This is a genomic window from Microbacterium zouquanmingi (genome assembly GCF_052266695.1).
Classification (GTDB): domain Bacteria; phylum Actinomycetota; class Actinomycetes; order Actinomycetales; family Microbacteriaceae; genus Microbacterium.
Window position 1 is genome coordinate 102,703 of the sequence record NZ_JBQPQZ010000006.1, and the last position, 23,920, is coordinate 126,622.

25 protein-coding genes are annotated in these 23,920 nt (G+C 66.7%); 10 read left to right on the top strand and 15 right to left on the bottom strand.

Going from position 1 to position 23,920, the window contains the following annotated elements; translation table 11 throughout:
- The 6 genes from ACTU6U_RS13345 to ACTU6U_RS13370 all read right to left on the bottom strand — a co-directional run bounded on the left by ACTU6U_RS13345 (position 1) and on the right by ACTU6U_RS13370 (position 5,520).
- Positions 1-753: a DeoR/GlpR family DNA-binding transcription regulator gene (locus tag ACTU6U_RS13345; protein WP_443469605.1), complete on the bottom strand. Its 753-nt coding sequence runs from the start codon at positions 751-753 to the stop codon at positions 1-3.
- A complete protein-coding gene (locus tag ACTU6U_RS13350; RefSeq protein ID WP_443469606.1) occupies positions 753-1,595 on the bottom strand; it encodes a class II fructose-bisphosphate aldolase in 843 nt (280 codons plus the stop codon). The genes ACTU6U_RS13345 and ACTU6U_RS13350 overlap by 1 nt, the downstream gene beginning before the upstream one ends.
- Positions 1,592-2,530 carry a 1-phosphofructokinase family hexose kinase gene (locus ACTU6U_RS13355; protein ID WP_443469607.1) on the bottom strand — a complete coding sequence of 313 codons (939 nt, stop codon included), beginning with the start codon at positions 2,528-2,530 and terminating at the stop codon, positions 1,592-1,594. Before ACTU6U_RS13355 ends, ACTU6U_RS13350 begins: the two co-directional genes overlap by 4 nt.
- Positions 2,527-3,522: an ROK family protein gene (locus ACTU6U_RS13360; protein WP_443469608.1), complete on the bottom strand. Its 996-nt coding sequence runs from the start codon at positions 3,520-3,522 to the stop codon at positions 2,527-2,529. Before ACTU6U_RS13360 ends, ACTU6U_RS13355 begins: the two co-directional genes overlap by 4 nt.
- Positions 3,519-4,427, bottom strand: a complete 909-nt coding sequence (locus ACTU6U_RS13365; protein WP_443469609.1) for an SIS domain-containing protein — start codon at positions 4,425-4,427, stop codon at positions 3,519-3,521. The genes ACTU6U_RS13360 and ACTU6U_RS13365 overlap by 4 nt, the downstream gene beginning before the upstream one ends.
- A 79-nt stretch (positions 4,428-4,506) precedes the next feature.
- On the bottom strand, positions 4,507-5,520 hold the full coding sequence (locus ACTU6U_RS13370) for an N-acetylglucosamine kinase (RefSeq protein ID WP_443469610.1): 1,014 nt from the start codon (positions 5,518-5,520) through the stop codon (positions 4,507-4,509).
- A 95-nt stretch (positions 5,521-5,615) separates the two neighbouring features.
- On the opposite strand from ACTU6U_RS13370, the gene ACTU6U_RS13375 reads away from it, so the two are divergent.
- The 9 genes from ACTU6U_RS13375 to ACTU6U_RS13415 all read left to right on the top strand — a co-directional run bounded on the left by ACTU6U_RS13375 (position 5,616) and on the right by ACTU6U_RS13415 (position 14,362).
- On the top strand, positions 5,616-6,410 hold the full coding sequence (locus tag ACTU6U_RS13375) for a sugar isomerase domain-containing protein (protein WP_443469611.1): 795 nt from the start codon (positions 5,616-5,618) through the stop codon (positions 6,408-6,410).
- Positions 6,411-6,431: 21 nt separating this feature from the next.
- The gene (gene ngcE, locus ACTU6U_RS13380; protein ID WP_443469612.1) at positions 6,432-7,850 is read left to right on the top strand and encodes an N-acetylglucosamine/diacetylchitobiose ABC transporter substrate-binding protein; all 1,419 of its coding nucleotides are present in this window, start codon (positions 6,432-6,434) and stop codon (positions 7,848-7,850) included.
- Entirely contained in the window at positions 7,847-8,848 is a 1,002-nt protein-coding gene (locus tag ACTU6U_RS13385) for a carbohydrate ABC transporter permease (RefSeq protein ID WP_443469613.1), read from the top strand. Before ngcE ends, ACTU6U_RS13385 begins: the two co-directional genes overlap by 4 nt.
- A 62-nt stretch (positions 8,849-8,910) precedes the next feature.
- Positions 8,911-9,759: a carbohydrate ABC transporter permease gene (locus tag ACTU6U_RS13390; RefSeq protein WP_443469765.1), complete on the top strand. Its 849-nt coding sequence runs from the start codon at positions 8,911-8,913 to the stop codon at positions 9,757-9,759.
- A 54-nt stretch (positions 9,760-9,813) separates the two neighbouring features.
- The gene (locus ACTU6U_RS13395) at positions 9,814-10,407 is read left to right on the top strand and encodes a short chain dehydrogenase (RefSeq protein WP_443469614.1); all 594 of its coding nucleotides are present in this window, start codon (positions 9,814-9,816) and stop codon (positions 10,405-10,407) included.
- A 19-nt stretch (positions 10,408-10,426) separates the two neighbouring features.
- Entirely contained in the window at positions 10,427-11,626 is a 1,200-nt protein-coding gene (locus ACTU6U_RS13400; protein ID WP_443469615.1) for a sensor histidine kinase, read from the top strand.
- Entirely contained in the window at positions 11,623-12,243 is a 621-nt protein-coding gene (locus ACTU6U_RS13405) for a response regulator (protein WP_443469616.1), read from the top strand. Before ACTU6U_RS13400 ends, ACTU6U_RS13405 begins: the two co-directional genes overlap by 4 nt.
- A 133-nt stretch (positions 12,244-12,376) precedes the next feature.
- Positions 12,377-13,096, top strand: coding sequence for a DUF4822 domain-containing protein (locus ACTU6U_RS13410; protein WP_443469617.1), 720 nt, complete (start codon positions 12,377-12,379; stop codon positions 13,094-13,096).
- Between the two features lie 12 nt (positions 13,097-13,108).
- On the top strand, positions 13,109-14,362 hold the full coding sequence (locus ACTU6U_RS13415; RefSeq protein ID WP_443469618.1) for an ankyrin repeat domain-containing protein: 1,254 nt from the start codon (positions 13,109-13,111) through the stop codon (positions 14,360-14,362).
- Positions 14,363-14,397: 35 nt separating this feature from the next.
- On the opposite strand, the gene ACTU6U_RS13420 is transcribed toward ACTU6U_RS13415, so the two are convergent.
- Positions 14,398-14,697, bottom strand: coding sequence for a chorismate mutase (locus ACTU6U_RS13420; RefSeq protein ID WP_443469619.1), 300 nt, complete (start codon positions 14,695-14,697; stop codon positions 14,398-14,400).
- 61 nt (positions 14,698-14,758) lie between these two features.
- On the opposite strand from ACTU6U_RS13420, the gene ACTU6U_RS13425 reads away from it, so the two are divergent.
- Complete coding sequence (locus tag ACTU6U_RS13425) at positions 14,759-16,009, top strand: AI-2E family transporter (protein WP_443469620.1); 1,251 nt, start codon at positions 14,759-14,761, stop codon at positions 16,007-16,009.
- A gap of 8 nt (positions 16,010-16,017) precedes the next feature.
- On the opposite strand, the gene ACTU6U_RS13430 is transcribed toward ACTU6U_RS13425, so the two are convergent.
- The 8 genes from ACTU6U_RS13430 to ACTU6U_RS13465 form a co-directional block, all read right to left on the bottom strand.
- Positions 16,018-16,395: a hypothetical protein gene (locus ACTU6U_RS13430; RefSeq protein WP_443469621.1), complete on the bottom strand. Its 378-nt coding sequence runs from the start codon at positions 16,393-16,395 to the stop codon at positions 16,018-16,020.
- Between the two features lie 54 nt (positions 16,396-16,449).
- The gene (locus ACTU6U_RS13435; RefSeq protein WP_443469622.1) at positions 16,450-17,367 is read right to left on the bottom strand and encodes an ABC transporter substrate-binding protein; all 918 of its coding nucleotides are present in this window, start codon (positions 17,365-17,367) and stop codon (positions 16,450-16,452) included.
- Positions 17,368-17,389: 22 nt separating this feature from the next.
- Positions 17,390-18,121: an ABC transporter permease gene (locus tag ACTU6U_RS13440; RefSeq protein ID WP_443469623.1), complete on the bottom strand. Its 732-nt coding sequence runs from the start codon at positions 18,119-18,121 to the stop codon at positions 17,390-17,392.
- Positions 18,118-18,807, bottom strand: coding sequence for an ABC transporter permease (locus tag ACTU6U_RS13445; RefSeq protein ID WP_443469624.1), 690 nt, complete (start codon positions 18,805-18,807; stop codon positions 18,118-18,120). Before ACTU6U_RS13445 ends, ACTU6U_RS13440 begins: the two co-directional genes overlap by 4 nt.
- Positions 18,804-19,646: an ABC transporter ATP-binding protein gene (locus tag ACTU6U_RS13450; RefSeq protein ID WP_443469625.1), complete on the bottom strand. Its 843-nt coding sequence runs from the start codon at positions 19,644-19,646 to the stop codon at positions 18,804-18,806. The genes ACTU6U_RS13445 and ACTU6U_RS13450 overlap by 4 nt, the downstream gene beginning before the upstream one ends.
- 169 nt (positions 19,647-19,815) lie before the next feature.
- Positions 19,816-21,231: a dihydrolipoyl dehydrogenase family protein gene (locus tag ACTU6U_RS13455; RefSeq protein ID WP_443469626.1), complete on the bottom strand. Its 1,416-nt coding sequence runs from the start codon at positions 21,229-21,231 to the stop codon at positions 19,816-19,818.
- Positions 21,232-21,394: 163 nt separating this feature from the next.
- Entirely contained in the window at positions 21,395-22,588 is a 1,194-nt protein-coding gene (locus ACTU6U_RS13460) for a lactonase family protein (protein WP_443469627.1), read from the bottom strand.
- Positions 22,589-22,601: 13 nt separating this feature from the next.
- Positions 22,602-23,888 carry an adenylosuccinate synthase gene (locus ACTU6U_RS13465; protein WP_443469628.1) on the bottom strand — a complete coding sequence of 429 codons (1,287 nt, stop codon included), beginning with the start codon at positions 23,886-23,888 and terminating at the stop codon, positions 22,602-22,604.
- Positions 23,889-23,920: the final 32 nt, after the last annotated feature.

Genomic DNA, 23,920 nt, shown 5'->3' on the forward strand with positions numbered 1-23,920 from the left:
TCAGGCGACGATGACCTCGAATCCGGCGTCGACCAGGGCAGTCGCCGGGGCATCGGTGATCACGGTCTGGAAGAGCTCAGGCCCGCCGACCCGCGCGAAAGCAGCGCGACCGATCTTGCCCGAGTCGGCGACGACGACGGCGCGCTGCGCGCGCGAAGCCATCATGCGGTTGACCGCCGCCTCGCGTTCGTCATGCGTCGACGCCCCGCGGTCCGCCGAGAGCGCATTGACGCCGATGAAGGCGATGTCGAGCTGGATGCCGCTGAGCAGCTGCTCCACGAACGGCCCGACGAGCTCATAGCTGCGCGAGTGGATCACGCCCCCGGTGACGACGACCTTGATGTCGGGGCGGGTGGCCAGCTGCGAGGCGATGTTCACGGCGTTCGTGACGACCGTGAACTCGCCCAGATCTTCGCGTGCGGCGAGCGCCGCGGCGATGGCGGTGGTCGTGGTGCCGCCGGAGAGACCGACGACCGCGCCGGTGGCGACCAGAGCGGATGCCGCGCGCGCGATGCGCTCCTTCTCATCTGTGCGCTGGTGGCTCTTGTACCGGATGGGCAGTTCGTAGGCGACCGACTGCGCGACCGCGCCGCCGTGCGTGCGCGTGAGCAGGCGCTGCTCGGCAAGGCTGTCGAGGTCGCGACGGATCGTGGCAGCGGATGCTTCGAACCGCACGACGAGCTCGTCCACCGAGACCTCGCCCTGCTCAGCGAGCAGATCGAGGATGGCGCTCAACCGTGCGGCGCGCTTCATCAGGCGTCCTGCAGGGCGAACAGCCGCAGCATCCGGGCGGCTTCATTGGTAACCGCATCGCGCGCCGGGGCGATGTACTTGCGCGAGTCGACGAGCTGCTCGTTCGCCGCGAGGGTCGAGCGCACCTCGCGGGTGAAGAACCCGTTCAAGTGAGTGGAGACGTTGATCTTCGTCATTCCGGCGCGCACAGCTTCGACGATAACGGCATCCGCGACACCCGACGATCCATGCAGCACGAGCGGCACCTCGAGCGCGGTGTGCAACTGCGCGATCAGGTCGATGTCGAGCGAGGCACTACGATCGAGCATCGCGTGCGAGGAGCCGACCGCGACGGCGAGCGCATCGACACCGGTCTCGGCGACAAAAGCACGCGCCTCGTCAGGGTCGGTGCGCACGCCCGGCGCATGCGCACCGTCCTTGCCGCCGACCTCGCCCAGCTCGCCCTCGACATAGACGCCGGCCGCATGTGCACGCGATGCAACCGAGCGGGTCAGTGCGACGTTCTCGTCGTAGGGCAGCGCCCCACCGTCGAACATGACAGAGCCGAACCCGAGCGCGATGGCGTCGTCAACGAGAGCGGGGTCCTCGGCGTGATCGAGGTGCACCGCGACCGGCGTCTCGGCACGACGGGCGACCGCGAGGGTCGCGAGGGCGATCGGCTCGAGCGCGCCGTGATACTTGGCGCAGTTCTGAGAGATCTGCAGAATGACGGGCAGGCGCGCCTCCGCGGATGCCGCGACCAGAGCCTCTGCCGTCTCGAGGTGGATCACATTGAACGCACCGATCCCGCGGCCGCTCGATGCGGCATCGCGGACGAGGTCGGCGGCAGAGACGAGGGTCATTCGGAGTCCTTTTGAAGTTCAGCGTCGGTGGGTTCGGTGATGATGAGTTCGTCCGCGAGCTGCGCATGCCGCGGTGAGATCTCGCCGGCGAGCGGCATGAGCACGGCCGCGGCCGACCAGGCGGTCGCCCGGCGCAGGATCTGTTCCGGGTCGCGCACGCCGCTCTCGAGAAGGGATGCCGCGGCGGCGACCGCCGCGTCTCCTGCACCGGTCGGGTTCCCCGCCAGAGGCTCAGGCAACTGCGCCCTGAGTACACGATCTGCGGTGACCGCCAGCATCCCTTCGGCACCGAGCGAGAGCAGCACGAGACCCGCACCGCGGCGCAGCAGCTCGCGCGCGCCGCCTGCCGGGTCGTCGATGCCGGTGGCCTCCGCGAGCTCCGCGCGGTTCGGCTTGACCACGGAGACCCCGGCGTCGGCCGCGGCGAGCAGCAACGGCCCAGACGTATCGACGATCACCGGACGCCCGCTCGCGGCGACAATGAGCGCTTCGAGAAGTCCGTGCGGCGCCGCGGGCGGAAAGCTGCCCGAGATCACGAGAACGGATGCCGCGACGGCATCCTCATGCACGGCCGCGACGAACTCGGCCCACTCTTCGCGGGTGGGACTCGTGCCGCGCTCGTTCACGATCGTGGTGTCGCCGAGCGAACGGTCGACCCAGGCGACGCTGCGCCGGGTGTCGGCGGCCACGGGCAGAAGCACGTGCGGCACGCCGCTCGCAGCGAGGTCACGGCGCAGCTCGTCGCCGGTCGCACCGCCGGCCGTCGAGATCGCGCGCGCATCGAACCCCTCAGAGTGCAGGACTCTGGCGACATTGAGTCCCTTGCCGCCCGCGCGCACCGCCCCGGCATCCGCCCGGTGAGTGCCGCCGATCTCAATGCGATCCAGCTCCCACGTCAGATCGAGCGCGGGGTTCGGGGTGACCGTGAGGATCATGCGAGTTCCCGCGCCCGGAGCGCTGCGCCGAGAAGGCCCGCATTGCCGGACAACTCCGCGGGGATCAGCGCGGGAATCCGATGGAAGCTGAGGCGCGCGGCAAGACGCGTGCGCAGCTCGTCGAAAAGCGTGCTCGCGCGCGACAGCCCGCCGCCGATGATGATCGCCTCCGGCGCCATGATCGCGGTCAGCTGGGCGAGCGACATCGCCAGGGCGTCGAGGGCTGCATTCCAGATCTCGGCAGCGGCCTCATCGCCGGCGGCAGCACGAGCGATGACGTCCTTCGCGCCGTTCGGTGTGAGGCCGGTGGCCTCTCGGTAGCGGCGGGCGATGGCTCCGGCCGAAGCCACGGTCTCCAAGCATCCGCGCGCGCCGCAGGCACATTCCGGTCCGTCGGCGACAGGCGAGTGCCCGATCTCTCCGGCGTAGCCGCCGGCGGTGTAGGGCCGGCCGCCGACGAGAATCGCACCGGCGATCCCCGTGCCGATGATCACCACGACGACGTCATCGTGCGCGCGCGCACCGCCGAGCTCATGCTCGGCCCAGCTCGCCGCGCCCACGTCGTGGTCGAACGCGACCGTCAGGTTCAGCCGCTGCTGCGCGAGCGCGCGCAGCGGCGCGTTCCGCCACCCCATATTGCTCGCGAAGACGCCGATTCCGGCATCCACGTCGACGATGCCGGGCACGACGAAACCGAGCGCCCGAGGCTCGACAGACGGATGCTGCGCCCGCAGCCCATCCGCCAATCGTGCGATCTCCTCGATCAGCGCGGCCGCGGGGTCTGCGCCCAGCTTCGGCGTCGGTGTGCGCTGCAGTCCGAGCGGCGTGCCGTCGGCGTCGAAGAGGGCCGACTTGATGTCGGTGCCGCCCACATCGAAGGCGAGCACCGGCGATCCCTGGCCAACACCCCACGAACCCGCAAAACCACGCCGAGCCTCACGCGAATCGGGATTGTTTCGGCGTGGTTTTGCTGGCTCGGGAGAAGTGCTCACGCGTCCAGGATGACCGATCGCGAGAGGTTTCGGGGCATGTCGGGGTCGAGCCCCTTGCCGACTGCGCGGTCGAGGGCGACGCGGTGCAGACGTGCGAGATCAGCGAGCGGGTCGACGTCGTGCTGCACGAAGCGTCCGCCGGTGGCCTCGACCTGGCCGGCGAGCCCCTCGGGAGCGACACCGAACTGCCACGTGATGCGGCCGGGAGCCGCAATCGCGATCGGACCGTGACGGTAGTCCATCGACGGGTACGACTCGGTCCACGACTGCGAGGACTCGCGCATCTTCAGCGCCGCCTCGTGCGCGAGGCCGATGGTCCAGCCCCGGCCGAGGAACGTGTACTGATCGGCGGTGGTGAGGCCTTCATCGTCGGTCGCCGCGAGGACAGCCGCAGCATCCTCGATCGACTTCGCGACATCGGCGTCGAGGCCGAGCGACGCGCGCATCAGCGTCAGCGCGGTCGTCGCGAAGCGGGTCTGCACGACCGACTGCTCGTCGGCGAACGGGAGGAGAACCGACTCATCAGCGAGGGCGACGAGCGGTGACGTCGGGTCGCCGATCACGCCGATGACGGGGATGCGACCCTTCACCTGGCTGGCTACCTCGAGCACCTCGCTGGTCGTGCCGGACCGCGTGAGAGCGACGATCGCGTCATAGTCGCGATCGAGAAAAGCTTCGGATGCCGCGTACGCATCGGTCACGCCGTGCCCTGCACGCTCGCGCAGAGCAGCGTAGGACTGTGCCATGAACCACGAGGTGCCGCATCCGATGACGGCCACGCGCTGACCCGATCCGGGGAGCACCTTCTGCTCGTCACGCATTGCCGCCGCCCGTGCCCAGGTCTCGGGCTGCGAGAGCAGCTCTTCTCGCATGTGGGCGCCAGGTGCGGTGATCGGATCGGTCATGTTCGCCTTTCTCGTGGCCAGTCAGTGAATGACGTTTTGTGATTGATTCAATTCATCTTCAATCATAGACCATCGATTGTCAACGAAAACGGGCTATCGTGGCCGCGACCAGCTCGAGCGTTCGCGCAGAAACGGTCACCCCACCAGCGCGCAGCGCCAGCAGCCCCGCCCCGACAGCTCCGTCGACGACCGGCAGCAGCGGAAGCCCGGCAGCTCGGTCGCCGAGGCGCTCGAGGAAGGCATCCCGCACCAACCCCTCCCGGCCCAGCACTCCGCCACCGATCACAAGGGGACCAGGCCCTGCAAGGACCGCCACGAGCGAATCGGCCAGTCGAGAACCCGCACGGCGCAGGATCCCTGCGGCGACCGGATCGCCGGCCCCACCGGCGACAGGATCGCCCGCAGCGATCGCGAGCGGCGCGAAGTCGGCGAGCTCGATCGGCGCCAGCGCGTAGAGCGATTTCACCAGCTGCACCAGTGCTCCGCCGCGCCCCTCGCGTCGCACGTCGTCCACCTCGATGCCGAGCATCTCGAGCAGCCCGGGTGTCAGCGTCGTGGCGGGACCTGCGCCATCGAGATCACGGACGACGGCCTTCGCGACGCGCTGGCCGATCCAGAATCCGCTGCCGCGATCACCGACCAGCCAGCCGAGTCCATCAGCGACCGCGTCGATCCGTCCGTCCGAAACCCGAATGACGGATGCGCCGGTACCCGCGACCACCGCGTACCCGAACGACTCCGCAGTTCCACTGAAGTACGTCGCCAGCAGATCGGACTCCAGAACCACCCGGCCGCGGAATCCTTCAGCGGCCAATGGATCACGCAACCATGCGGTGTCTCGGTCGTCGACGCCCGATTGTCCTGCAATCGCGAAGACGATCACCGACACTTCTGCCAGAGTGCGGCCGGTGGCGGCGAGCGCTCCGGCGATCGCCGCGCGGACACCCTCGGCTGCGCGATCCAACCCGGCAGAGGTCGGGTTGCCGCGCCCGCCGAGACCGTAACCGAGACAGCCGCCCTGCTCCGTCACGAGCACGCCACGGGTCGAAGTGCCGCCGGCATCCACGCCCAACATCAGGGTGTCGTGACTCATTTGTTATCCCTCCTAACTTGACCTTCGTCGAGGGTGAGAATAGCTTTCATCCCACGGAGACTTCATTGGCGAGTCTGGAGGCAATGGTGCCACGCATGAATACTGACAACCGTAATAGCGACGGTTCCACCACGCCTCCAGCGCCCACGCCCAGCGACCTTCTCCGTGAAGTGGACGAGCGACTCACCCGCCTCGCAGAGACAACCGAGAACGGCGCGCTGGATGCCGCGATCGCACTCATGGTGCGGGCTCTCGACGTCGGCGGAATCATTCACGCCTTCGGCACAGGGCACTCCGAAGCTTTCGCGATGGAGATCTCGGGACGTGCCGGCGGACTCATCCCGACCAACAATTTCGCACTGCGCGATCTGGTGCTGCACGGCGACCGCGAGGTCGGCGCGCTCACACCCGCGCTGGAGCGCGAACCCTGGCTCGTCGACGAACTCATGGCGACGGTTCCGGTGGCCGATGGCGACGTCTTCCTCATCGCTTCGAACTCCGGGGTCAACGGCTCGATCGTCGGCACGGCGCTCTGGGCAAAGGAGCGCGGGCACTCCGTGATCGCGGTCACGAGCATGGAGCACACGATGCGCGTGGAGCCGAAGCATCCGTCGGGCAAGCGTCTCGCCGACGTCGCGGATGTCGTCATCGACAACCTCGCCCCCTACGGCGACACGACGCTCGAGCTACCCGGCGGCATCGGTGTCGGCGCGGTCTCATCCATGACCGGCGCTTTCATCGCTCAGCTGCTCACTCTCGGTGTCGCCCGCACAATTGCTGCACGCGACGAGACTCCACCGATGTACATCTCCGCCAATATCCCCGGCGGCGACGAGCACAACTCTGCCCTCGAAGACCGCTATCGCGGTCGCATCCGCCGGGGAAACTAACCACCAATGAAAGGTACGAAGATGGAAATCACCCAGTCATCCATCAGCCGCCGCAACCTCCTGCGCGGCGCAGCAGCGACGGCGCTGCTGCTGCCGTTCGGCATGTCGCTGGCGTCGTGTGCAGCGCCAGGAGGCGGAGGCGGGGGGAGCGCCCCGGCGGGAGAGATCACCGCAGACAACCCCTTCGGCGTCGCGGCGAACACGACCGTCGATGCGGTCATCTTCAACGGTGGTTACGGCGTCGACTACGTCGAGAACGCCGGCAAGATCATGGAGAAGAACAAGGGCCTCGACGGCGTGACCGTCAAGGTCTCGCCCTCCACGAAGATCGCCACCGAGCTGCAGCCCCGCTTCGTCGGCGGCAACCCGCCGGACCTCGTCGACAACTCCGGTGCGAACTCCATCGGCTGGAACACCATCATCGACCAGCTCGAAGACCTCACCGACGTGATCGGCTCGAACAACCTCGAGGGCACGAAGATCGCTGACACCCTCTTCGCAGGCATCAAGGCTCCCGGCACCTTCGACGGCAAGTTCGTCGCGCTGAACTACGTGATGACCGTGTACGGCATCTGGTACTCGTCGAGCCTGTTCGAGAAGAACGGCTGGCAGGTTCCGACGAGCTGGCAGGACCTGAAGGCCCTCGGTGAAGCGGCCAAGGCACAGGGCAAGTACCTGTTCCTCTGGGGCAAGGAAGCCGCCACCTACTACCAGACGATGGTGGTCGACTCCGCTGTCATCCAGGGCGGCGACGAGGTGCGCCTGCCGCTGGAGAACCTCGAAGAGGGATGCTGGTCGAACCCGATCCTGCAGGACATCCTGACGATCATGCACGAGCTGATCGCTTCGGGATACGTCAAGCCCGGTGGTTCGGGAACGCAGTTCACCGAGGCCCAGGCGCAGTGGAGCAACAAGGAAGAAGCGCTGCTGTACCCGTCCGGCTCGTGGATCGAGAACGAGATGAAGTCGCAGACCGCCGAAGGCTTCGCGATGATGGGCTTCCCCGAGCTGCCGCTGAACGCAGATCAGACGACGCCTGCAGGCTTCATGCGCGCCGAGGCCGGAGAGCCGTTCATCGTTCCATCGAAGGCGAAGAACCCCGCGGGCGGCAAGGAGCTGCTGCGCACCATGCTCTCGAAGGACTCGGCTGTCGCGTTCGCGAAGGAGAAGCTCGCTCCGACCATCGTCAAGGACACCGTCCCCGAGGACGGCTTCGGTTCGACCGCACTTCAGTCGCAGGGCAAGATGCTCGCGGCCGCCGGCGACAACGTCTTCACGATCAAGTCGTTCAACCTGTACGGCATGAACAGCGATCAGCTGCCGATCTGGAACTCGTTCCTCGACGGCAAGATGAGCGTGGAAGAGATCACGAAGCAGCTGCAGGACCTCACTGACAAGATCCGCAACGATGACTCCATCACCAAGATCGAGATCAAGTGACCACAGCTCCTGTTCTTGATACCGCGGTATCCGCCAAGGCGGGGCGGCGTCGGCCGCCCCGCCTTGGCGGGCGCCCGCTGACGTTCGATTACATCTCTTTCCTACTGGTCTTCCTGGTCATACCTGTCGCGATCTTCCTGATCTTCGTGATCTCGCCTTTCGTGCAGGCCGTCTACTACTCGATGACCAACTGGACCGGCTTCTCCCCCGAGATGGACTTCGTGGGACTGAAGAACTTCGGTCGCCTGTTCACCGATTCGACCTTCCTGCAGGCGATGGGCAACAACGTCATCCTGGCGATCTTCGTCCCGCTGATCACCCTGTTGATCGCTTTGATCTTCGCCAGCATGATCACCGTCGGTGGCCCGAGCACCGGACAGGTCAGGGGGCTCGCCGGGTCGAGCTTCTACCGCGTGGTGTCGTTCTTCCCCTACGTCATCCCCGCGATCGTCATCGGTATTCTGTGGGCGCTGATCTACTCGCCAGAGGGTCTGCTCAACGGCATCCTCGGGGCTGTGGGTCTCGACACCAACGGCTTCGCCTGGCTCGGTGACGAGAGAACCGCGATGGGTGCGTCGATCTTCGTGATCGTCTGGGGCATGGTCGGTTTCTACATGGTGCTGTTCATCGCCGCGATCAAGGGCGTCCCGGCCGAAGTCTACGAGGCCGCCCGCATCGACGGCGCAGGTCGCTACCGCACGACCGTCTCGATCACGCTGCCGCTGATCCGCGACAACGTGCAGACAGCGGTCATCTACATCGGCATCCTCGCGCTCGACGCCTTCGTCTACATGGCGGCGCTGAACTCCACCGGGGGCCCGGGAAACACCACTCTCGTGATGTCGCAGTACCTGTATCGCACCGCGTTCGAGAAGAGCCAGTTCGGTCTGGCGAGCGCGATGGGTGTCGTGCTCGCTGTGGTCACTCTGGTCTTCGCCGCGATCGTGTTCATCGTGAACAGGCTCACCGGAGGCAAGGAAGACGGAGGGCGACTGTGAGCGACAAGACAGAGAATCTGGTCACGATCGATCGCAAGCGCGTCCGCAAGGACGCTGTGCGTCTGCGCGCGAGTCGCGGCACCAAGAGCGACAGGGTTATCGGCACCACCTCGCACGTGATCCTCGCGATCTGGTCGATCATCGTGATCCTGCCGCTGCTGTGGACCCTGTTCAGCTCGTTCAAGACCACCGGTGAGATCTTCGATTCGCCCTTCACGCTGCCAGCATCGTGGGCTCCGACGAACTACATCAACGCCTGGACGAAGTACAACTTCGGCCAGATGTTCTTGAACACCGTCATCGTGGTCGGTGTCGCGCTGGTGCTGGTGATGTTGCTGGGCGCCATGTGCGCCTACGTGCTCGCGCGCTTCTCGGTCCCTGGCAGCAGAGTGATCTACTACCTGATGCTCGCAGGGCTCACCTTCCCGGTGTTCCTCGCGATCGTGCCGCTGTTCTTCATCCTGCAGGGCATCGGGCTTCTGGGGACGCTGCCAGGCCTCATCATCACGTACGTGGCGTTCGCGCTGCCGTTCACGGTGTTCTTCCTGTACTCGTTCTTCAAGTCGTTGCCGTACGAGATCCAGGAGGCCGCCTACGTCGATGGCGCCAGCGAATGGCGCACGTTCTTCCAGGTGATGCTGCCGATGGCGAAGCCCGGACTCGCAGCGGTCGGCATCCTGAACTTCCTCGGTCTGTGGAACCAGTTCCTGCTGCCGGTCGCGTTGAACCCGAACGCCTCGCAGTACGTGCTCTCGCAGGGAATGGCGGCCTTCGCGTCGGCCGCCGGCTACGAGGTCGACCAGGGCGCGCTGTTCGCCGCGGTGATCATCACGATCGTCCCGGTGCTCATCGTGTACATCTTCTTCCAGCGCCAGCTGCAGGGCTCGGTGTCGCAGGGCACGTCGCGGTAGCGCAAGAGAGGCGACGGCGCCGAGCGCAAGGGCCCCGCGGCTAGGATCAAGCGCATGAAGATCCTGGTCATCGGAGCAACCGGCCACATCGGCGCCGTCGTCGTGTCGACTCTCGAGTCGCGCGGTCACGAAGTGCTGCGCGCATCGCGCGGCAGCGAGTGGACCGTCGATGCCACCGATCCGACCTCGGTGCGCTCGCTGTTCGAGCGGGTCGGCGAGGTGGATGCTGTGGTGGTGGCATCCGGATCGGTGCCGTTCGCGCACCTGACGGAGCTGACCTGCGACGACTACCTGACGGCATTCACGTCGAAGGCGCTGTCGCAGATCAACATCGCCCGCACCGCTCTCGACCACGTGCGCGACGGCGGCTCGATCACCGTCACCACCGGCGTGCTCGCCCGTGAGCCGATCCCGACCGGTGCCGCTGCGGCCATGGCCAACGGGGCACTGGAATCCTGGATCGTCACGGCGGCCGCCGAGGCGCCGCGCGGCATCCGCATCAATGCCGTCTCGCCGAACGTTCTCGAGAACTCGCCCGGCAGTCACGCGCTCTTCGCCGGTCAGCGACCGGTTCCGGATGCTGAGGTCGGGCGCGCCTACACGCTCGCCGTCGAGGGGCTCGTGCGCGGACGCGTCATCACGGCGTAGGACTTTGTACGCTGAGGGCATGAGCGCCTCGCATCACCGACGCCTGCCGGCGATGGATCTCGCCGTCGACATCGGCTTCGCGATCCTGCTCGTGGTGTGCGCGGTGCGCTACTTCGGCCGGCATCCGCTGGAGGGCGTCGGAGTCGCCGCCCTCGTTCTCGCGATCGGCACCGCGGTGAGCTACGCGGTCGCAGTGATCGCCCGCCGCAACCCGGAAACCGCCAGAGCTGCCTCCGGCCTCGAAGCACTCGGGTCCCGGCAGGGCGTCGGGCTGCTCCTTGCGACCGCGTTCTGGCTTCCGCTGACGATCCTCGCGCCCTCATTCGGCTGGTGCGGGTTCGCGTTGTTCTTCGCCGTGCACCGGGTGATCCGAGGCCGACTCGCCATTGCGATCTCGACCGCGATCGTCGTCGCGGTGAGTGTCGGGCTGCTCCTGATGTCCAAGGGAGATGACTTAGGTCTCGTGCTCGGGCCGTTCTTCGGGGGTCTCGTGCTCACGTACGCCTACACCGCGCTGGATCGGGCACTGGATGCTCAGCAGGTGCTTATCGGCGAACTGATCGACACGCGCGCGCAGCTCGCCGAGTCAGAACGCGACGCCGGCGCAATGGCCGAGCGCGAGCGGGTGGCCAGCGAACTGCACGACACCGTGGTGCAGAGCACGGCTTCGGCGCTGCTCATGCTCGAGTCGGATGACCTGCGCGGCGCGACGGGCTCCCCCGCCGTGAGAAAAGCACGTGAGTCACTGCGTGAGACGCTCATCGAGACCAGACAGCTTCTGCATGGTCTGGCCGATCCGCGCACGAGCGCAGACTCGTTGGCGGCAGTTCTGGAGGCGCAATCTCTGTCAGCCGAGGCATCCTTCTCGATCGTCGGATACGAGCGGGTCGTCCCCGAAGCCGTCTCACACGCGCTTGCTCGCATCGTGCAGGAAGCGCTCGTGAACGTACGCAAGCACGCGCACGCCTCCTCGGTCCACGTCACGCTCACGTTCTTCGACAGTGCGGTGGGCATTGACGTCGCGGATGACGGCATCGGGTTCGATACGGATGCCGTCGGCACGGAAACGAACGAAGCGAGTTCCGGCTTCGGCATCCGGGCCATGACGTGGCGTGTGGAGAATCTGGGCGGCACGCTGACGATCGAGACGCGGCCCGGCGAGGGGACGGTCGTCTCCGCGATCGTGCCGTCACCTGCTGCCGAGGAAGGCACGACATGATCCGCATCCTGCTGCTCGATGACCATCCTGTGCTTCGCCACGGGATCCGCGCCGTCCTCGATACGCAGAGTGACCTCGAAGTGGTGGCCGAAGCGGGATCGGTCGCCGAGGCCGCGGCTGCCGCTCACGGCATCGACGTCGCACTGGTCGATCTCGACCTCGGTGACGACGTGCCGGACGGCATCGACGCGATCCGTGCGATCCGCCGAGAGAACCCGGCCACTCGGGTGCTCGTGTTCACCGCATACGATTCCGATGCCGATATCGTGCGCGCGCTGGATGCCGGGGCCGCCGGCTACCTCGTCAAAGACAGCCGTCCCGCCGAGCTGTTCCGCGCGATCAGGCAAGCCGCGGACGGTGACCGCGCACTGGAAGGCGCGATCGGCGCGCGTCTGCTCGAGCGCATCGATCGGCCAGAAGAAGCCCTCACCGCGCGGGAGCTCGAAGTTCTCACCCTCGCGGCGGAGGGCCTCTCGAACCGCGATCTCGCGCGTGCGCTGCACGTCAGCGAGGCGACGGTGAAGACGCATCTGCATCACGCGTTCGCCAAGCTCGGCGCAGACAATCGTCAAGCAGCGATCGCTCTGGCAGCCAAGCGCGGTTTCATCCGCATCTGAGCGCACAGGGTTCTGTCAGCCAGCGTCAACTGATCGGTTGATGTGCTGCCTCTCGCGCATTCCTAACGTGGAATATGTACGCTTCGACGATCGGCGTCGAGGCTCGCATACCCTCAGGAAAGCAGAGCACACCATGCAGAACCGTATCGCTCCCTCGCGCGGCACCATGATCGTCGCCTCCGTCGTCACCGCCGTCGCCATCGGCCTCGTCCCGGCTGGCGGAGCCTTCGCCGCAGAAACGACCGCTGTTCCGGTCTCGGTGTCGGCGGCGGCATCGACCACCTCGCCGTCGGACGTGCTGTCCGGCACGCCGTGGGAGACGACCGGTGCCGTGGATCAGGACGGAAACATCGTCCCGCTGACAAACGAGGCCGTCGTCAACTTCGTCGGCTGGGCGTACTACCGCACCGACGGAACCTTCACGATGTACGACCTCGCGGACGCCCCCAAGATGCAGGGCGACTGGACGGTGTCGGCAGACGGCGCCGAGCGCACACTGGTCGCGAAGGATGCCGCCGGCGAGGTCCTCTTCGAGCGCACCGTTCCGATCACCGTGCTCACCGCTGACGAGTTCACCTACCGGGTCATCCCGGATGCTGCCGACCCCGCAACGTTCTACGACATCATCCACACCCCCACCGACCACCCCGAGCCCCTGGCCGAGGCGCCGGTCGACGAAGAGGTCGTGACGATCGCCCCGGACGGCGACGCCGCTGACGGCGAAGCATCCGATGAGCTCGCAGAGACGGGCAACGCTGGTCCGATCGTCGCACTCGTCGCCGGAATCGTTGCTCTGCTCGGTGGCGCCGCCGTGTACATCACGCGCATGGTTCGCCGCGGACGCACGAGCTGAATCACCGCCATCATGACCATTCGCGCACTTCTTCTCGCAGCGACCGCGATGTCGGCGGCTCTCGTGCTGACCGGTTGCGTCGCCGGGGCATCGGCCCCGGCCAAGACCCCTGTGGAGTCCCCGGCTCCCCCCTCCTCTGGGGCTCCACAGGCCGACCTCGATGCGAAGCTCATCGCGGCAGCCTGGGCGAACGACGTCGAAGAGGCAGCCCAGCTGATCGAAGCAGGAGCAGATGTGAACGCCAAAGATTCCACCGAACAGAGCGCCTACCTCATCGCCACCAGTGAGGGATACCTTCCGTTGCTGGACCTCACCCTCCAGCACGGCGCCGACGTGACGAGTCTGGATTCGTGGGACGGCACCGGGCTCATCCGCGCCGCCGAGCGGGGCCACGCGGGGATCGTCGGGCGCCTGATCCAGGCCGGAATCGACGTGGACCACGTCAATAATCTCGGCTGGGTAGCCTTGCACGAGGCACTCGTGTTCGCGAAGGCGGATGCCGCCGATGACTATGTGGACACCGTGCGAGTACTCGTCGCAGGAGGAGCAGATGTGAACATTCCCGCTGAACGAGACGGCCTGACTCCGGCACAGCTCACAGACGAGCACGGGCTGCAGCCGCAGGGCGAACTTCTGCGCGCTGCCGCTTCTCTGAACGGGGTCGAGCAGGCCGATGCCGACCAGCAGCTCCTCGCCGCCGCTCGGGATGGCGATGCGGATGCCGCGGCTCTCGCGCTGCGCGCGGGGGCAGACCTCGAGACCCGCAACGATCGCGAGCAGACTCCGCTGCTCCTGGCATCCACGCACGATCACGTCGATGTCGCGCGGCTGCTCGTCGCGCTCGGCGCTGATCCGGATGCGCTCGACCACCAGCACGACACTCCGTGGCTCGTCACCGGCGTGACCGGAAGCGTCGCCATGCTCGAGGCGCTGCTGCCGGCGAACCCAGATATGTCGATCCCCAACCGCTACGGCGGACTCTCTCCCATCCCCGCCGGCGAGCGCGGACACGCGGACTACATCGCACGGGTCGTGACGACCGGGGTCGACCTGAATCACGTGAACAACCTGGGCTGGACAGCTCTGCTCGAAGCGGTCGTCTTCGGCGACGGATCACCACGATACGTCGACCTGGTGACTTCGCTCGTCGAAGCCGGCGCTGACGTCAACATCCCGGATGGCAACGGCACGACCGCCCTGGATCATGCCCGCGCGAAGGGGCAGACCGGCGTCGTCCGGGTCTTGGAGAGCGCCGGCACCGCCTGATCGCGGCGGGGCGGCGGGGCAGCGGGAGCCGCGAGTCAGCGCCCCTCGGCCGCCTCGGTGTGATGCCGGATCACCTCGGCCACGACGAAGTTGAACCATTTCTCGGCGAACTCGGGGTCGAGGTGCGCCTCTTCGGCGAGAGCGCGCAGGCGCGCGACCTGCTGCTCTTCACGACGTGGGTCCGATGCCGGCATCGCATGTTCAGCCTTGAGGAGTCCGACCTGCTGAGTAGCGCGAAATCGCTCGGCGAGCATATAGATCAGTGCGGCGTCGATGTTGTCGATCGTGCCGCGCAGGCGCAGCAACTCGGCGCGGGCATCCTCAGCGTCGGTCATGACTCTCCCTGTTCGTCGGCGCTTATGACGATATCGCGCCGATGACCTCTAGAGTGGGCGCATGAGCAACGATTTGCCCGCCGGATCCGACGAGTCCGGCTCTTCCGCCGAGGTGACGGCGCCAGAAACTCCTGCCGCGCCGACATCACGAACGCGAGTCGCGAAGACCACGTCGAAGAAGCGGAAGGAGCCCAAGCCCGAGCCAGCCGAGGTCCCCCTCACGCCGAAGCCGGTCGTCGAGCCGGAGCCGTCGTCGCGGTCGGTCTGGACGCGCATCGATCGGCCGTTCACCTTCGGGTTCCTCGTCACTCTCGGCGGACTCGGGGCGCTCCTGCTCGGATTCGCCCTGTCGAACCTCTCCACGGTGCTCATCTACATCGCGCTCGCACTTTTCGCCGCGCTGGGACTCGACCCCGCGGTGCGCTTCCTCGAGCGCCGCGGCATCGGCCGTGGATGGAGCGTGGTGGTCGTCCTCATCGCGCTGATCGTCGTGCTGGGCCTCGTGCTGTGGACGATCATTCCGACGGTCGTCGAGCAGATCACCTCGTTCGTCAAGAGTGTGCCAGGGCTCATCAGTGACTTCACCTCGAGCGATATCTACAAGACGCTCGAGGGGCAGTTCGGCGATCAGTTCCAGGATCTCGTCGCCGACGTGCAGCACTTCCTCACCAACCCGAGCAACATCGCCACGATCGGCGGCGGAGCACTCCAGGTCGGCGCGTCGATTGCCAGCGGAATCTCCGGCATTGTCATCGTTCTCGTGCTGGTCATCTACTTCGTCGCCACGCTGCCGACCATCAAGCAGGCCATGCTGCGTCTGGTGCCGGCCCGCGACCGCGCCAACACCGCCGCCATCACCGAGCAGATCACCGACTCCGTCGGCGGTTATGTGATGGGCATGGTGATTCTGGCCTTCATCAACTCGATGATCGTGCTGATCCTGTACTCGGTGATGGGCTTGCCATTCCCGCTGCTGTTGGCGGTCGTCGCGTTCCTCATCACGCTGATCCCGCTGGTCGGTTCACTCATCTTCTGGGTGATCGGAACCGGAATCGCGCTGTTCTCCGACCCGCTCCTCGCGCTGGTGTTCGCCGTGATCTATCTGGTCTACATGCAGGTGGAGTCGTACTTCCTGACGCCCCGCGTCATGAACCGGGCGATTTCTATTCCCGGCTCGCTGGTCGTGATCGGCGCACTCGTCGGAGGCACGCTGCTCGGACTGCTCGGAGCGCTGGTCGCTGTACCGGTCACAGCATCCATCCTCATCATCATCAAGAAGCTCTGGATTCCGAGGCAGGATTCCCGCGTCTAGGGTCGCACTCAGACGGTCACGTCGACCACACCGATGAACCGGCTGCCGACGCCTTCGATCTCAGTGCGGTGCTGATCAGCTGCCGGGGCCGGAACATCCTGCGGCGCATGAGTGCGACAGCTGAGATAGGTGAACTCCGGCCACCACTTCTTGGGACGGGCTGACTCGGTGAACCCGCAGACGACGCACGTCAAGGTGGCCCAGACGGGGCGAGCGCCCTTCTTGCGGTTCGCGCGCGACTGGACGAGCCATGCCGGCGGATCCTGTTCGATCGCGGCGAGTGATTCTTCGCTCATTCCACCGTCGAGCCCGTGGCGGGCGGCCATCTCGACGGGGATGTCCAGCCGCTGAGCGACCTCGCGTGCGGTGATTGTGGGTCCGGGCATACGCCCATTCTCTCAAGCCTTCTCACCTGCTGACGCGAGGTCACCCTGCACGGATCAGATAAGACCCTTGTCGGTCAGCCACTTCTTCGCGATCTCGTCGGGAGACTTCTGGTCGACCGTGCTCTGCACGCCGAGGGCGACGAGGTCTTCGGCAGACAGCTCTGCGCTGACCGCATTGATGACGCTGGCGATCTCGTCGGCGATATCGCTGGACGCGATCGGGACGACGTTCGAGGCAAGGATCAGGTTCTCCGGATCCTCGAGCGCGACGATGTCCTCGGTCTCGAACGCAGGGTCGGCGCTGTAGATGTCGGCAACCTGAATCGTGCCGGCCAGCAGCGACTCGAGCGTCGTGTCACCCGTAGCAGAGAATGCGAGGTCGACGCCATAGACCTCCTTGGCACCCGCCGGCCCGTACGGACGCTGCTCGAACTCGGGCGAACCGCCGATCGTGACCTGCCCGCTGACGTTCGCGAGGTCGGCGATCGTTGTGAGGCTGTTCGCCTCGGCGAACTCGGTGGTCACGGTGTAGGTGTCCTGATCGCTGGCCTCGGCGTAGTCGAGTGCGGTGAGGCCACCGGGCAGAGCATCTTGCAGCGCCGCGTAGACGTCTTCGGGGCTGGTGGCGTCGGCTGCGTCATCGAAGTACTCGAGCAGGTTGCCGGTGTACTCCGGGAACAGCCCGATCGCACCGGATTCCAGGTCGGGCATGTAGGCATCGCGCTGACCGATGTTGAACTGGCGGTCGACGGTGTAGCCGGCACCCTCGAGCGCCTGGGCGTAGATCTCGGCGACGATCTCGTTCGAGTAGTAGGCCTGCGATCCGACAACGATCGTGTCGGTGCTGCCACCGGATGACTCTTCAGTGGGGGCGTCGAGCGGGTTGCTGCTGGAGCAGCCGGCCAGGGCGAGAGCTGCGGCGAGCGCGACTCCGGTCGCAAGGGCAAAGCGTGATCTGCGTGCGGTGAACATGATGTTCCTCTCTGGTGGGGAGTCAAGCGGATGCTGTGGATGCTGCCGCGCGACGGGCCGCGCGCGGTGTGGTCGTGCGGGGTTCGGCGGCGCGGATGCCGGCCGGCACCGCTGCCCGTTGAGCGAGGGCGAGCAGCAGGTCGACGATGAGGGCGAGAACGGCGACGAGAATCGCACCGCCCAGCACCTGGTCGAAGCGGCGCAGGGGAATGCCCTGGATGATCGGCCAGCCGAGTCCGCCGAGATTCACATAGGCGGCGATGGTGACCGTGGCAATGACCTGCAGGGTCGCCGCGCGAAGGCCGCCGACGAGAAGGGGCATGCCGAGCGGTACCTCGACCTTCCAGAACACCTGCCACTGCGTCATCCCCGTGGCCTGAGCCGCATCGATCACGCGCCGGTCGATCGCTTCGAGTCCGGTGTAGGCACCGGCGAGCAGCGAGGGGATCGCCAGCAGCACGAACGTGATCGTCGCGGCCTCCGGCACCCGAAGCACACCCAGCACCAGCACGAGCAGGACCATGAGTCCGAACGACGGGACAGCACGGGCTGCACCCGAGATGGCGACGGCGACCTCGCGACCGCGACCAGTGTGGCCGATCGCCCAGCCGGTCGGCACAGCGATGACGGCCGCGATCAGCACGGAGATCACGGTGTAGAACAGGTGCTGTCCGAGCAGCGTGGGCAGCGCGTACTGGCCCTCGAGCCGTTCGGGCGAGAACAACCAGGCAAAGGCATCCGCGAAGAGATTCATGCGGCGGCCCTCATCGGCAGTGCCGGTCGGCGGTGGCTACGGCCCGCGACCGCAGCGGCACGCGTCCACGGCATGATCGCGCGTCCGGCGAGCATGAGCAGCAGATCGATCACGAGGGCGATGATGACGACCGCGAGCACGCCGGCGAGCACCTCGGGGATGATACGGCGCTGCAGTCCGTTCGTGAACAGGTAGCCGAGGTTCTCGACCCCGACGAGGATGCCGACCGTGGCGAGCGAGATCGTGCTGACCGCGGCGACCCGGAGACCGGCCAGGATCACCGGGCCTGCGAGCGGGAGATCAACAGTCCAGAACCGGCGCAGCCCTCCGTAGCCGACCGCTGTGGCTGCCTGGCGGATGTCGGGGTCGACCGAATCGAGACCGTCGGCGACCGATCGCACGAGGATCGCCACGGCGTAGATCGTGAGACCGACGACGAGGTTGATCTCGAGGCGCGCCTGGTACCCGAGCACCGAGGGAAGCAGGATCAGCAGCGCGAGCGAGGGGATCGTGTAGAGCAGGCCTGTGAGGACGATGATCGGGCCGCGGACGAGCCGGTACCGCCACGCGATCCACCCCAGCGGCAGCGACAGGATGAACCCGATCACAATGGCGATCGCGCTCTGCCGTAGATGCGTCAGAGCCAGCCCGAAGATCAGGTCGAGGTTGTCGGCGACCCAGGTCATGGTGTCCTCGGCTCACCGGCATCCGCGTCGTCGAGCAGCGCGCCCTGGGTGCGCCCATCGGAATCGACCACGACGCGTCCGCGCGGTGTCTGCTTGATGCGCAATGCCCGCTTGCCACGTTCGACGCCGATGAATGCGGAGACGAAGTCATCGGCCGGGTTCTCGATGATCTCGCTCGGGCTTCCGACCTGAACGATGCGCGCGCCCTTGTCGAGGATGACGACCTGATCGCCGAGCAGGAACGCCTCGTCGATGTCGTGCGTGACGAACACGACGGTCTTGTCGAGGTCGCGCTGCAGCCTGATGAGCTCCTGCTGCAGATCGGCCCGCACGATCGGGTCGACGGCGCCGAAGGGCTCATCCATCAGCAGGATGTTGGGGTCCGCAGCAAGGCCACGAGCGACCCCGACCCGCTGCTGCTGACCGCCGGAGAGCTGGCTCGGATACCGGTCGGCAAGCGAGCGATCAAGGCCCACAGTGTCGAGCAGATCACGAGCCCGATCGTGGGCCTGCTTCTTCGATGTGCCGTTCAGCCGCAACACGGTCGCGACGTTGTCGATGACCGAGAAGTGCGGCATGAGGCCGGAGTTCTGCATCACATAGCCGATGCTGCGGCGCAGAGCCACCGGGTTGCCGGTGAGCACGCTCGAACCGTCGATCTCGACGTCTCCGCTGGTGGGCTCGACCATTCGGTTGATCATCCGCAGCAGCGTCGTCTTGCCGCATCCGGATGACCCGACGAAGACCGTGGTCTTGCGCGAAGGCAACATGAGACTGAAATCCTCGACGGCCAGCGTGCCGTCGAGGAACCTCTTCGATACTGAGCGGAACTCGATCATGAGCAGACCGCTACGGCCCGACCTCCCTGTCGGGCGCGAACGCGATGTGAGCGGAGATGTCCTCGCCCACCCGCTCGGCGATCACGGTTCCTGCGAGCACAGCCTTCATGATGGTGTCTCCTCGGTTCGGTTTCGAGCGTATGGGAATGGTCAGACATGCGGGGCCGATCTAGGCAGATTCCCGCCCGTATGCCTCCAGCAGGCGGAGCCAGATCTCACTGACCGCGGGATACGACGGCACCGCGTGCCAGAGGCGCGTGATCGGCACTTCGCCGACGATCGCGACGGTCGCGGCATGGAGCAGCTCAGCGACATCAGGGCCCACGAAGGTCACGCCGAGGATGACGTCGCGCTCGGAGTCTATGACCATGCGCGCCTGACCGCTGTAGCCGTCTTCGCGCAGGCTGGCACCCGCAACGCCACCGAGGTCGTAGTCGATCACGCGGGTCGTGTATCCGGCATCCTGCGCCGCCGCGGCGGTGAGACCGACCGACGCCACCTCGGGATCGGCGAACACGACCTGCGGAACGGCTGCGGCATCCGCTGTCGCCACGTGACGCCCCCACGCGGCGACGTCGACGTCATCGCCGTTGCCGCGGGCGGCGATCACATCGCCCGCCGCGCGGGCCTGGTATTTACCCTGGTGTGTCAGGAGGACTCGGCCGTTGACATCGCCGACGGCATACAGCCAATCGATTCCCGGCACACGCAGCGTGTCGTCGGTCTGGATGCTCTTCCCTGGCTCCAGCCCCACCGTTTCGAGGCCGATATCACCGCTGCGCGGAGTGCGCCCGGTCGCCACGAGAACCTCGGATGCCGTGACGTCTGTGCCATCGTCGAGAGTGACCGTGACGCCGTCGTCGCCCCGGGTCACGTTCTCGGTGCTGGTGTTCAGGCGCACCTCGACGCCGAGGTCGCGCAGGCTCGCGGCGACGCGTTCGCCCGCGAACGGCTCCATCCCCGAGAGCAGCCCACCGCGCGCGATCAGCGTGACCTGTGCACCGAGCCCGGCATAGGCGGTGGCCATCTCGATGCCGACGACTCCGCCGCCGATGATGGCGAGGGATGCCGGGATCTCCTGCGCACTCGTCGCCTCGCGGCTCGTCCAAGGACTGGCCTCGATGAGACCGGGAATCGGCGGGATCGAAGCATCCGTGCCGGTGCTGATCGCGACCGCGTGCTTCGCCGTGAGAATCCGCGTGGTGCCGTCTTCGGCCGTCACGGTGACTTCGCGCGGGCCGGTGATGCGGCCGTGACCGCGAGCAAGATCAATGCCGGCCGACTCGAGCCACTTCACCTGGCCAGCATCCGACCAGTTGCTCGTGAACGAATCGCGCCGGGCGAGGACTCCGGCAGGATCAAGCTCCCCACCGATGACGCCCTGCACGTGCTGGGCTGCCCGAAGCGCCTGCGCGGGTCGCAGCAGCGCCTTCGATGGCATGCACGCCCAGTACGAGCATTCACCTCCGACGAGCTCGCTCTCGACGATGATCGCGGTGAGTCCGCCCTGCACGGCTCGGTCCGCGACGTTCTCGCCGACAGGACCGCCCCCGAGGACGATCAGGTCGTATTCATCCGTGGCCATCATGAAGCCTTCCGTCCGAGCCGATACCGCACCAGTCTTGCCGAAGTGCAACGCGATGTCACCGGGGTTGTTTCCGCCTGTGTCACACCTGTAAAGGAGACTCCTGCGGCCTGCGGCGGACTGACGCGGGACGTGCGCCGCCAGCGTCCGAGATCGGCGCAGGTCAGCGGGCGAGCAGAATGCTGGTCGGCGAGGGCGCCGCTGCGCGATGGCGGATGCCGCGGGGCGCGCCCGTGCGCTCATCGAGGTCGAGCACGCTGATGGCGCCTGATCGCTGACCTGCCACGAGCAGAGCGCCGTCGTGCACGAGGTGGTGCCGCGGCCAGTCGACTCCGGACTCGGCGAGCGCGAACGATTCGACGCTCTCTCCAGAACCCCGCACACGCAGCGCCGCGACCGTGTTGCTGCCGCGCACCGAGACGTACAGCGTCTCACCGTCGCGCGAAGGCGAGATCTCCGAGGGGAAGTCGAGGCCTTCCTGCATTCCGGGAGCTGCGGTGACGGCCGAGATCGCACCCCAGTAGCCGTCTTCGCCGGCGGCGAGAGTGAAGACCTCGCCGGAGTACTCGGTCACGACATGCAGGTGACCGCTCGGGTGCACGACCATGTGGCGCGGTCCCACTCCGTGCGGCAGAACGACTCTGTGGTCCTGCGTGAGCCCGTTCGCCGTCACGCGCCAGATGCGCACGAGGTCGAAGCCGAGATCGGTCGTCGCAATGCGCCCATCGGGCAGGAATGCCGCGGCATGCGCGTGCGAGCGGCGGGCCGGCCCGTCTTCCACCGGAGCTTCTTCTTCGGGCTCTGGCGCAGAAGCGTTCAGCCCCAGCGCCTCGTCGAACAGAAGCAGTCCGGAACGCGGGGACTCGGGCAAGACCTCGGGCGGGGACGCGAGAGATGCCAGGACGTCGGTGAGATCGGCGGAGCGCGGATCGCCCTCTGTGCCGTACGGGTCGGTTGCGGCATCCGCTACCGTCGGCACCCCTGGCCGTCCGGCGGAATCCAACGTGATCCGCACCACACGGCCGTCGCCGTAGCAGCTGGCCACGAGATACGTACCGGACGGCGCGACGGCGAGGTGGCACACCGCCTCGCCCGCGTCGATCGGCGCGCCCAACGGCGCAAGTGAAGATTCGCCGTTGCGCACGAAAGCCTGGACGGTTCCGGATCCTTCGAGCGCCGCGTAAACGACATCGAGGGAGGGATGCTGGGCCAGCCACGACGGCGACGCAGCGGCTGCGACAGCGCCACGGTAGGCGAGAGTGGTGGGCTCGCGCCCCTCATCGCCCTCAAGCAGACCGATGCCGCTGGCATCGCCGCCCATGTCGGTGCCGTATCCGCCGATCCAGAACTGCGTCATCGTCGCGACAGACTCAATCGACGAGGTCGTGACGGACGATGACCTCGTCGCGCTCCGGGCCGACACCGATCACCGAGATGCGCGTATTGCTCATCTTCTCGAGCGCGAGCACGTAGTCCTGCGCGTTCTTCGGCAGGTCGTCGAAGGTGCGGGCGACGGAGATGTCTTCTGACCAGCCGGGGAAGTACTCGTAGATCGGCTTCGCGTGGTGGAAGTCGGTCTGGTTCACGGGCACGTCGTCGAAGCGCTCGCCGTCGACGTCGTACGCGACACAGACCGGGATCTCCTCGAGGCCGGTCAGGATGTCGAGCTTGGTCAGCACCAGGTCGGTGATGCCGTTCACCCGCGTGGCGTAACGGGTGATCGGGGCGTCGTACCAGCCCGTGCGGCGCACGCGGCCGGTAGTCGTGCCGTACTCGAAACCGGTCTTGCGCAGCCACTCGCCGCGTTCGTCGAGCAGCTCGGTCGGGAACGGGCCCGATCCGACACGGGTCGTGTACGCCTTGACGATGCCGACGATGCGGTCAAGACGCCCAGGCCCCACACCAGATCCGGATGCCGCGCCCGCAGCCGTCGCAGTCGACGAGGTCACGAATGGGTAGGTGCCGTGATCGACATCGAGCATGGTGGCCTGACCGCCCTCGAACACGACGACCTCGCCGCGCTGGAGAGCCTCATCGAGCAGGTGTCCGGTGTCGGCGACCATCGGGCGCAGCCGCTCGGCGTAGGAAAGCAGTTCGTCGACGATCTCATCGCACGTGATCGCGCGGCGGTTGAAGACCTTCACCAGCAGGTGGTTCTTCTGGTCGAGTGCACCCTCGACCTTCTGACGCAGGATGTTCTCGTCGTAGAGATCCTGCACGCGGATGCCGACGCGGTTGATCTTGTCAGCGTATGCCGGGCCGATGCCGCGGCCGGTCGTCCCGATGTTGCGCTTGCCGAGGAAGCGCTCGGTGACCTTGTCGAGCGTGCGGTGATACTGCGTGATGATGTGCGCGTTCGCGCTCACCCTCAGCTTCGAGACGTCGACGCCGCGCGCCGAGAGCGCCTCGAGCTCGTCGAAGAGCACCTCGAGGTCGATGACCACGCCGTTGCCGATCACCGGCGTGACGCCGGGAGACAGGATGCCTGAGGGCAGCAGGTGCAGCGCGTACTTCTCGTTGCCGACCACGACCGTGTGGCCAGCATTGTTGCCGCCGTTGAACTTCACCACCCAGTTCGTGCGGTCACCGAGAAGGTCAGTGGCCTTTCCCTTGCCCTCGTCGCCCCACTGGACGCCGACGATCACAATTCCTGGCATGGGTGTCCCCCTTGCTTTCGTCGGGTTCGCAC

Bases quoted from the DNA above. Each gene is read 5' to 3' on its own strand.
- ACTU6U_RS13365 (WP_443469609.1), bottom strand. From the start codon at position 4,427: ATGACCGATCCGATCACCGCACCTGGCGCCCACATGCGAGAAGAGCTG.
- ACTU6U_RS13410 (WP_443469617.1), top strand. From the start codon at position 12,377: ATGCAGAACCGTATCGCTCCCTCGCGCGGCACCATGATCGTCGCCTCC.
- ACTU6U_RS13415 (WP_443469618.1), top strand. From the start codon at position 13,109: ATGACCATTCGCGCACTTCTTCTCGCAGCGACCGCGATGTCGGCGGCT.
- ACTU6U_RS13395 (WP_443469614.1), top strand. From the start codon at position 9,814: ATGAAGATCCTGGTCATCGGAGCAACCGGCCACATCGGCGCCGTCGTC.
- ACTU6U_RS13425 (WP_443469620.1), top strand. From the start codon at position 14,759: ATGAGCAACGATTTGCCCGCCGGATCCGACGAGTCCGGCTCTTCCGCC.
- ACTU6U_RS13435 (WP_443469622.1), bottom strand. From the start codon at position 17,367: ATGTTCACCGCACGCAGATCACGCTTTGCCCTTGCGACCGGAGTCGCG.
- ACTU6U_RS13355 (WP_443469607.1), bottom strand. From the start codon at position 2,530: ATGATCCTCACGGTCACCCCGAACCCCGCGCTCGATCTGACGTGGGAG.
- ACTU6U_RS13420 (WP_443469619.1), bottom strand. From the start codon at position 14,697: ATGACCGACGCTGAGGATGCCCGCGCCGAGTTGCTGCGCCTGCGCGGC.
- ACTU6U_RS13345 (WP_443469605.1), bottom strand. From the start codon at position 753: ATGAAGCGCGCCGCACGGTTGAGCGCCATCCTCGATCTGCTCGCTGAG.
- ACTU6U_RS13445 (WP_443469624.1), bottom strand. From the start codon at position 18,807: ATGACCTGGGTCGCCGACAACCTCGACCTGATCTTCGGGCTGGCTCTG.
- ACTU6U_RS13370 (WP_443469610.1), bottom strand. From the start codon at position 5,520: ATGAGTCACGACACCCTGATGTTGGGCGTGGATGCCGGCGGCACTTCG.
- ACTU6U_RS13350 (WP_443469606.1), bottom strand. From the start codon at position 1,595: ATGACCCTCGTCTCTGCCGCCGACCTCGTCCGCGATGCCGCATCGAGC.
- ACTU6U_RS13405 (WP_443469616.1), top strand. From the start codon at position 11,623: ATGATCCGCATCCTGCTGCTCGATGACCATCCTGTGCTTCGCCACGGG.
- ACTU6U_RS13440 (WP_443469623.1), bottom strand. From the start codon at position 18,121: ATGAATCTCTTCGCGGATGCCTTTGCCTGGTTGTTCTCGCCCGAACGG.
- ACTU6U_RS13400 (WP_443469615.1), top strand. From the start codon at position 10,427: ATGAGCGCCTCGCATCACCGACGCCTGCCGGCGATGGATCTCGCCGTC.
- ACTU6U_RS13465 (WP_443469628.1), bottom strand. From the start codon at position 23,888: ATGCCAGGAATTGTGATCGTCGGCGTCCAGTGGGGCGACGAGGGCAAG.
- ACTU6U_RS13450 (WP_443469625.1), bottom strand. From the start codon at position 19,646: ATGATCGAGTTCCGCTCAGTATCGAAGAGGTTCCTCGACGGCACGCTG.
- ngcE (WP_443469612.1), top strand. From the start codon at position 6,432: ATGGAAATCACCCAGTCATCCATCAGCCGCCGCAACCTCCTGCGCGGC.
- ACTU6U_RS13430 (WP_443469621.1), bottom strand. From the start codon at position 16,395: ATGCCCGGACCCACAATCACCGCACGCGAGGTCGCTCAGCGGCTGGAC.
- ACTU6U_RS13460 (WP_443469627.1), bottom strand. From the start codon at position 22,588: ATGACGCAGTTCTGGATCGGCGGATACGGCACCGACATGGGCGGCGAT.
- ACTU6U_RS13455 (WP_443469626.1), bottom strand. From the start codon at position 21,231: ATGGCCACGGATGAATACGACCTGATCGTCCTCGGGGGCGGTCCTGTC.
- ACTU6U_RS13375 (WP_443469611.1), top strand. From the start codon at position 5,616: ATGAATACTGACAACCGTAATAGCGACGGTTCCACCACGCCTCCAGCG.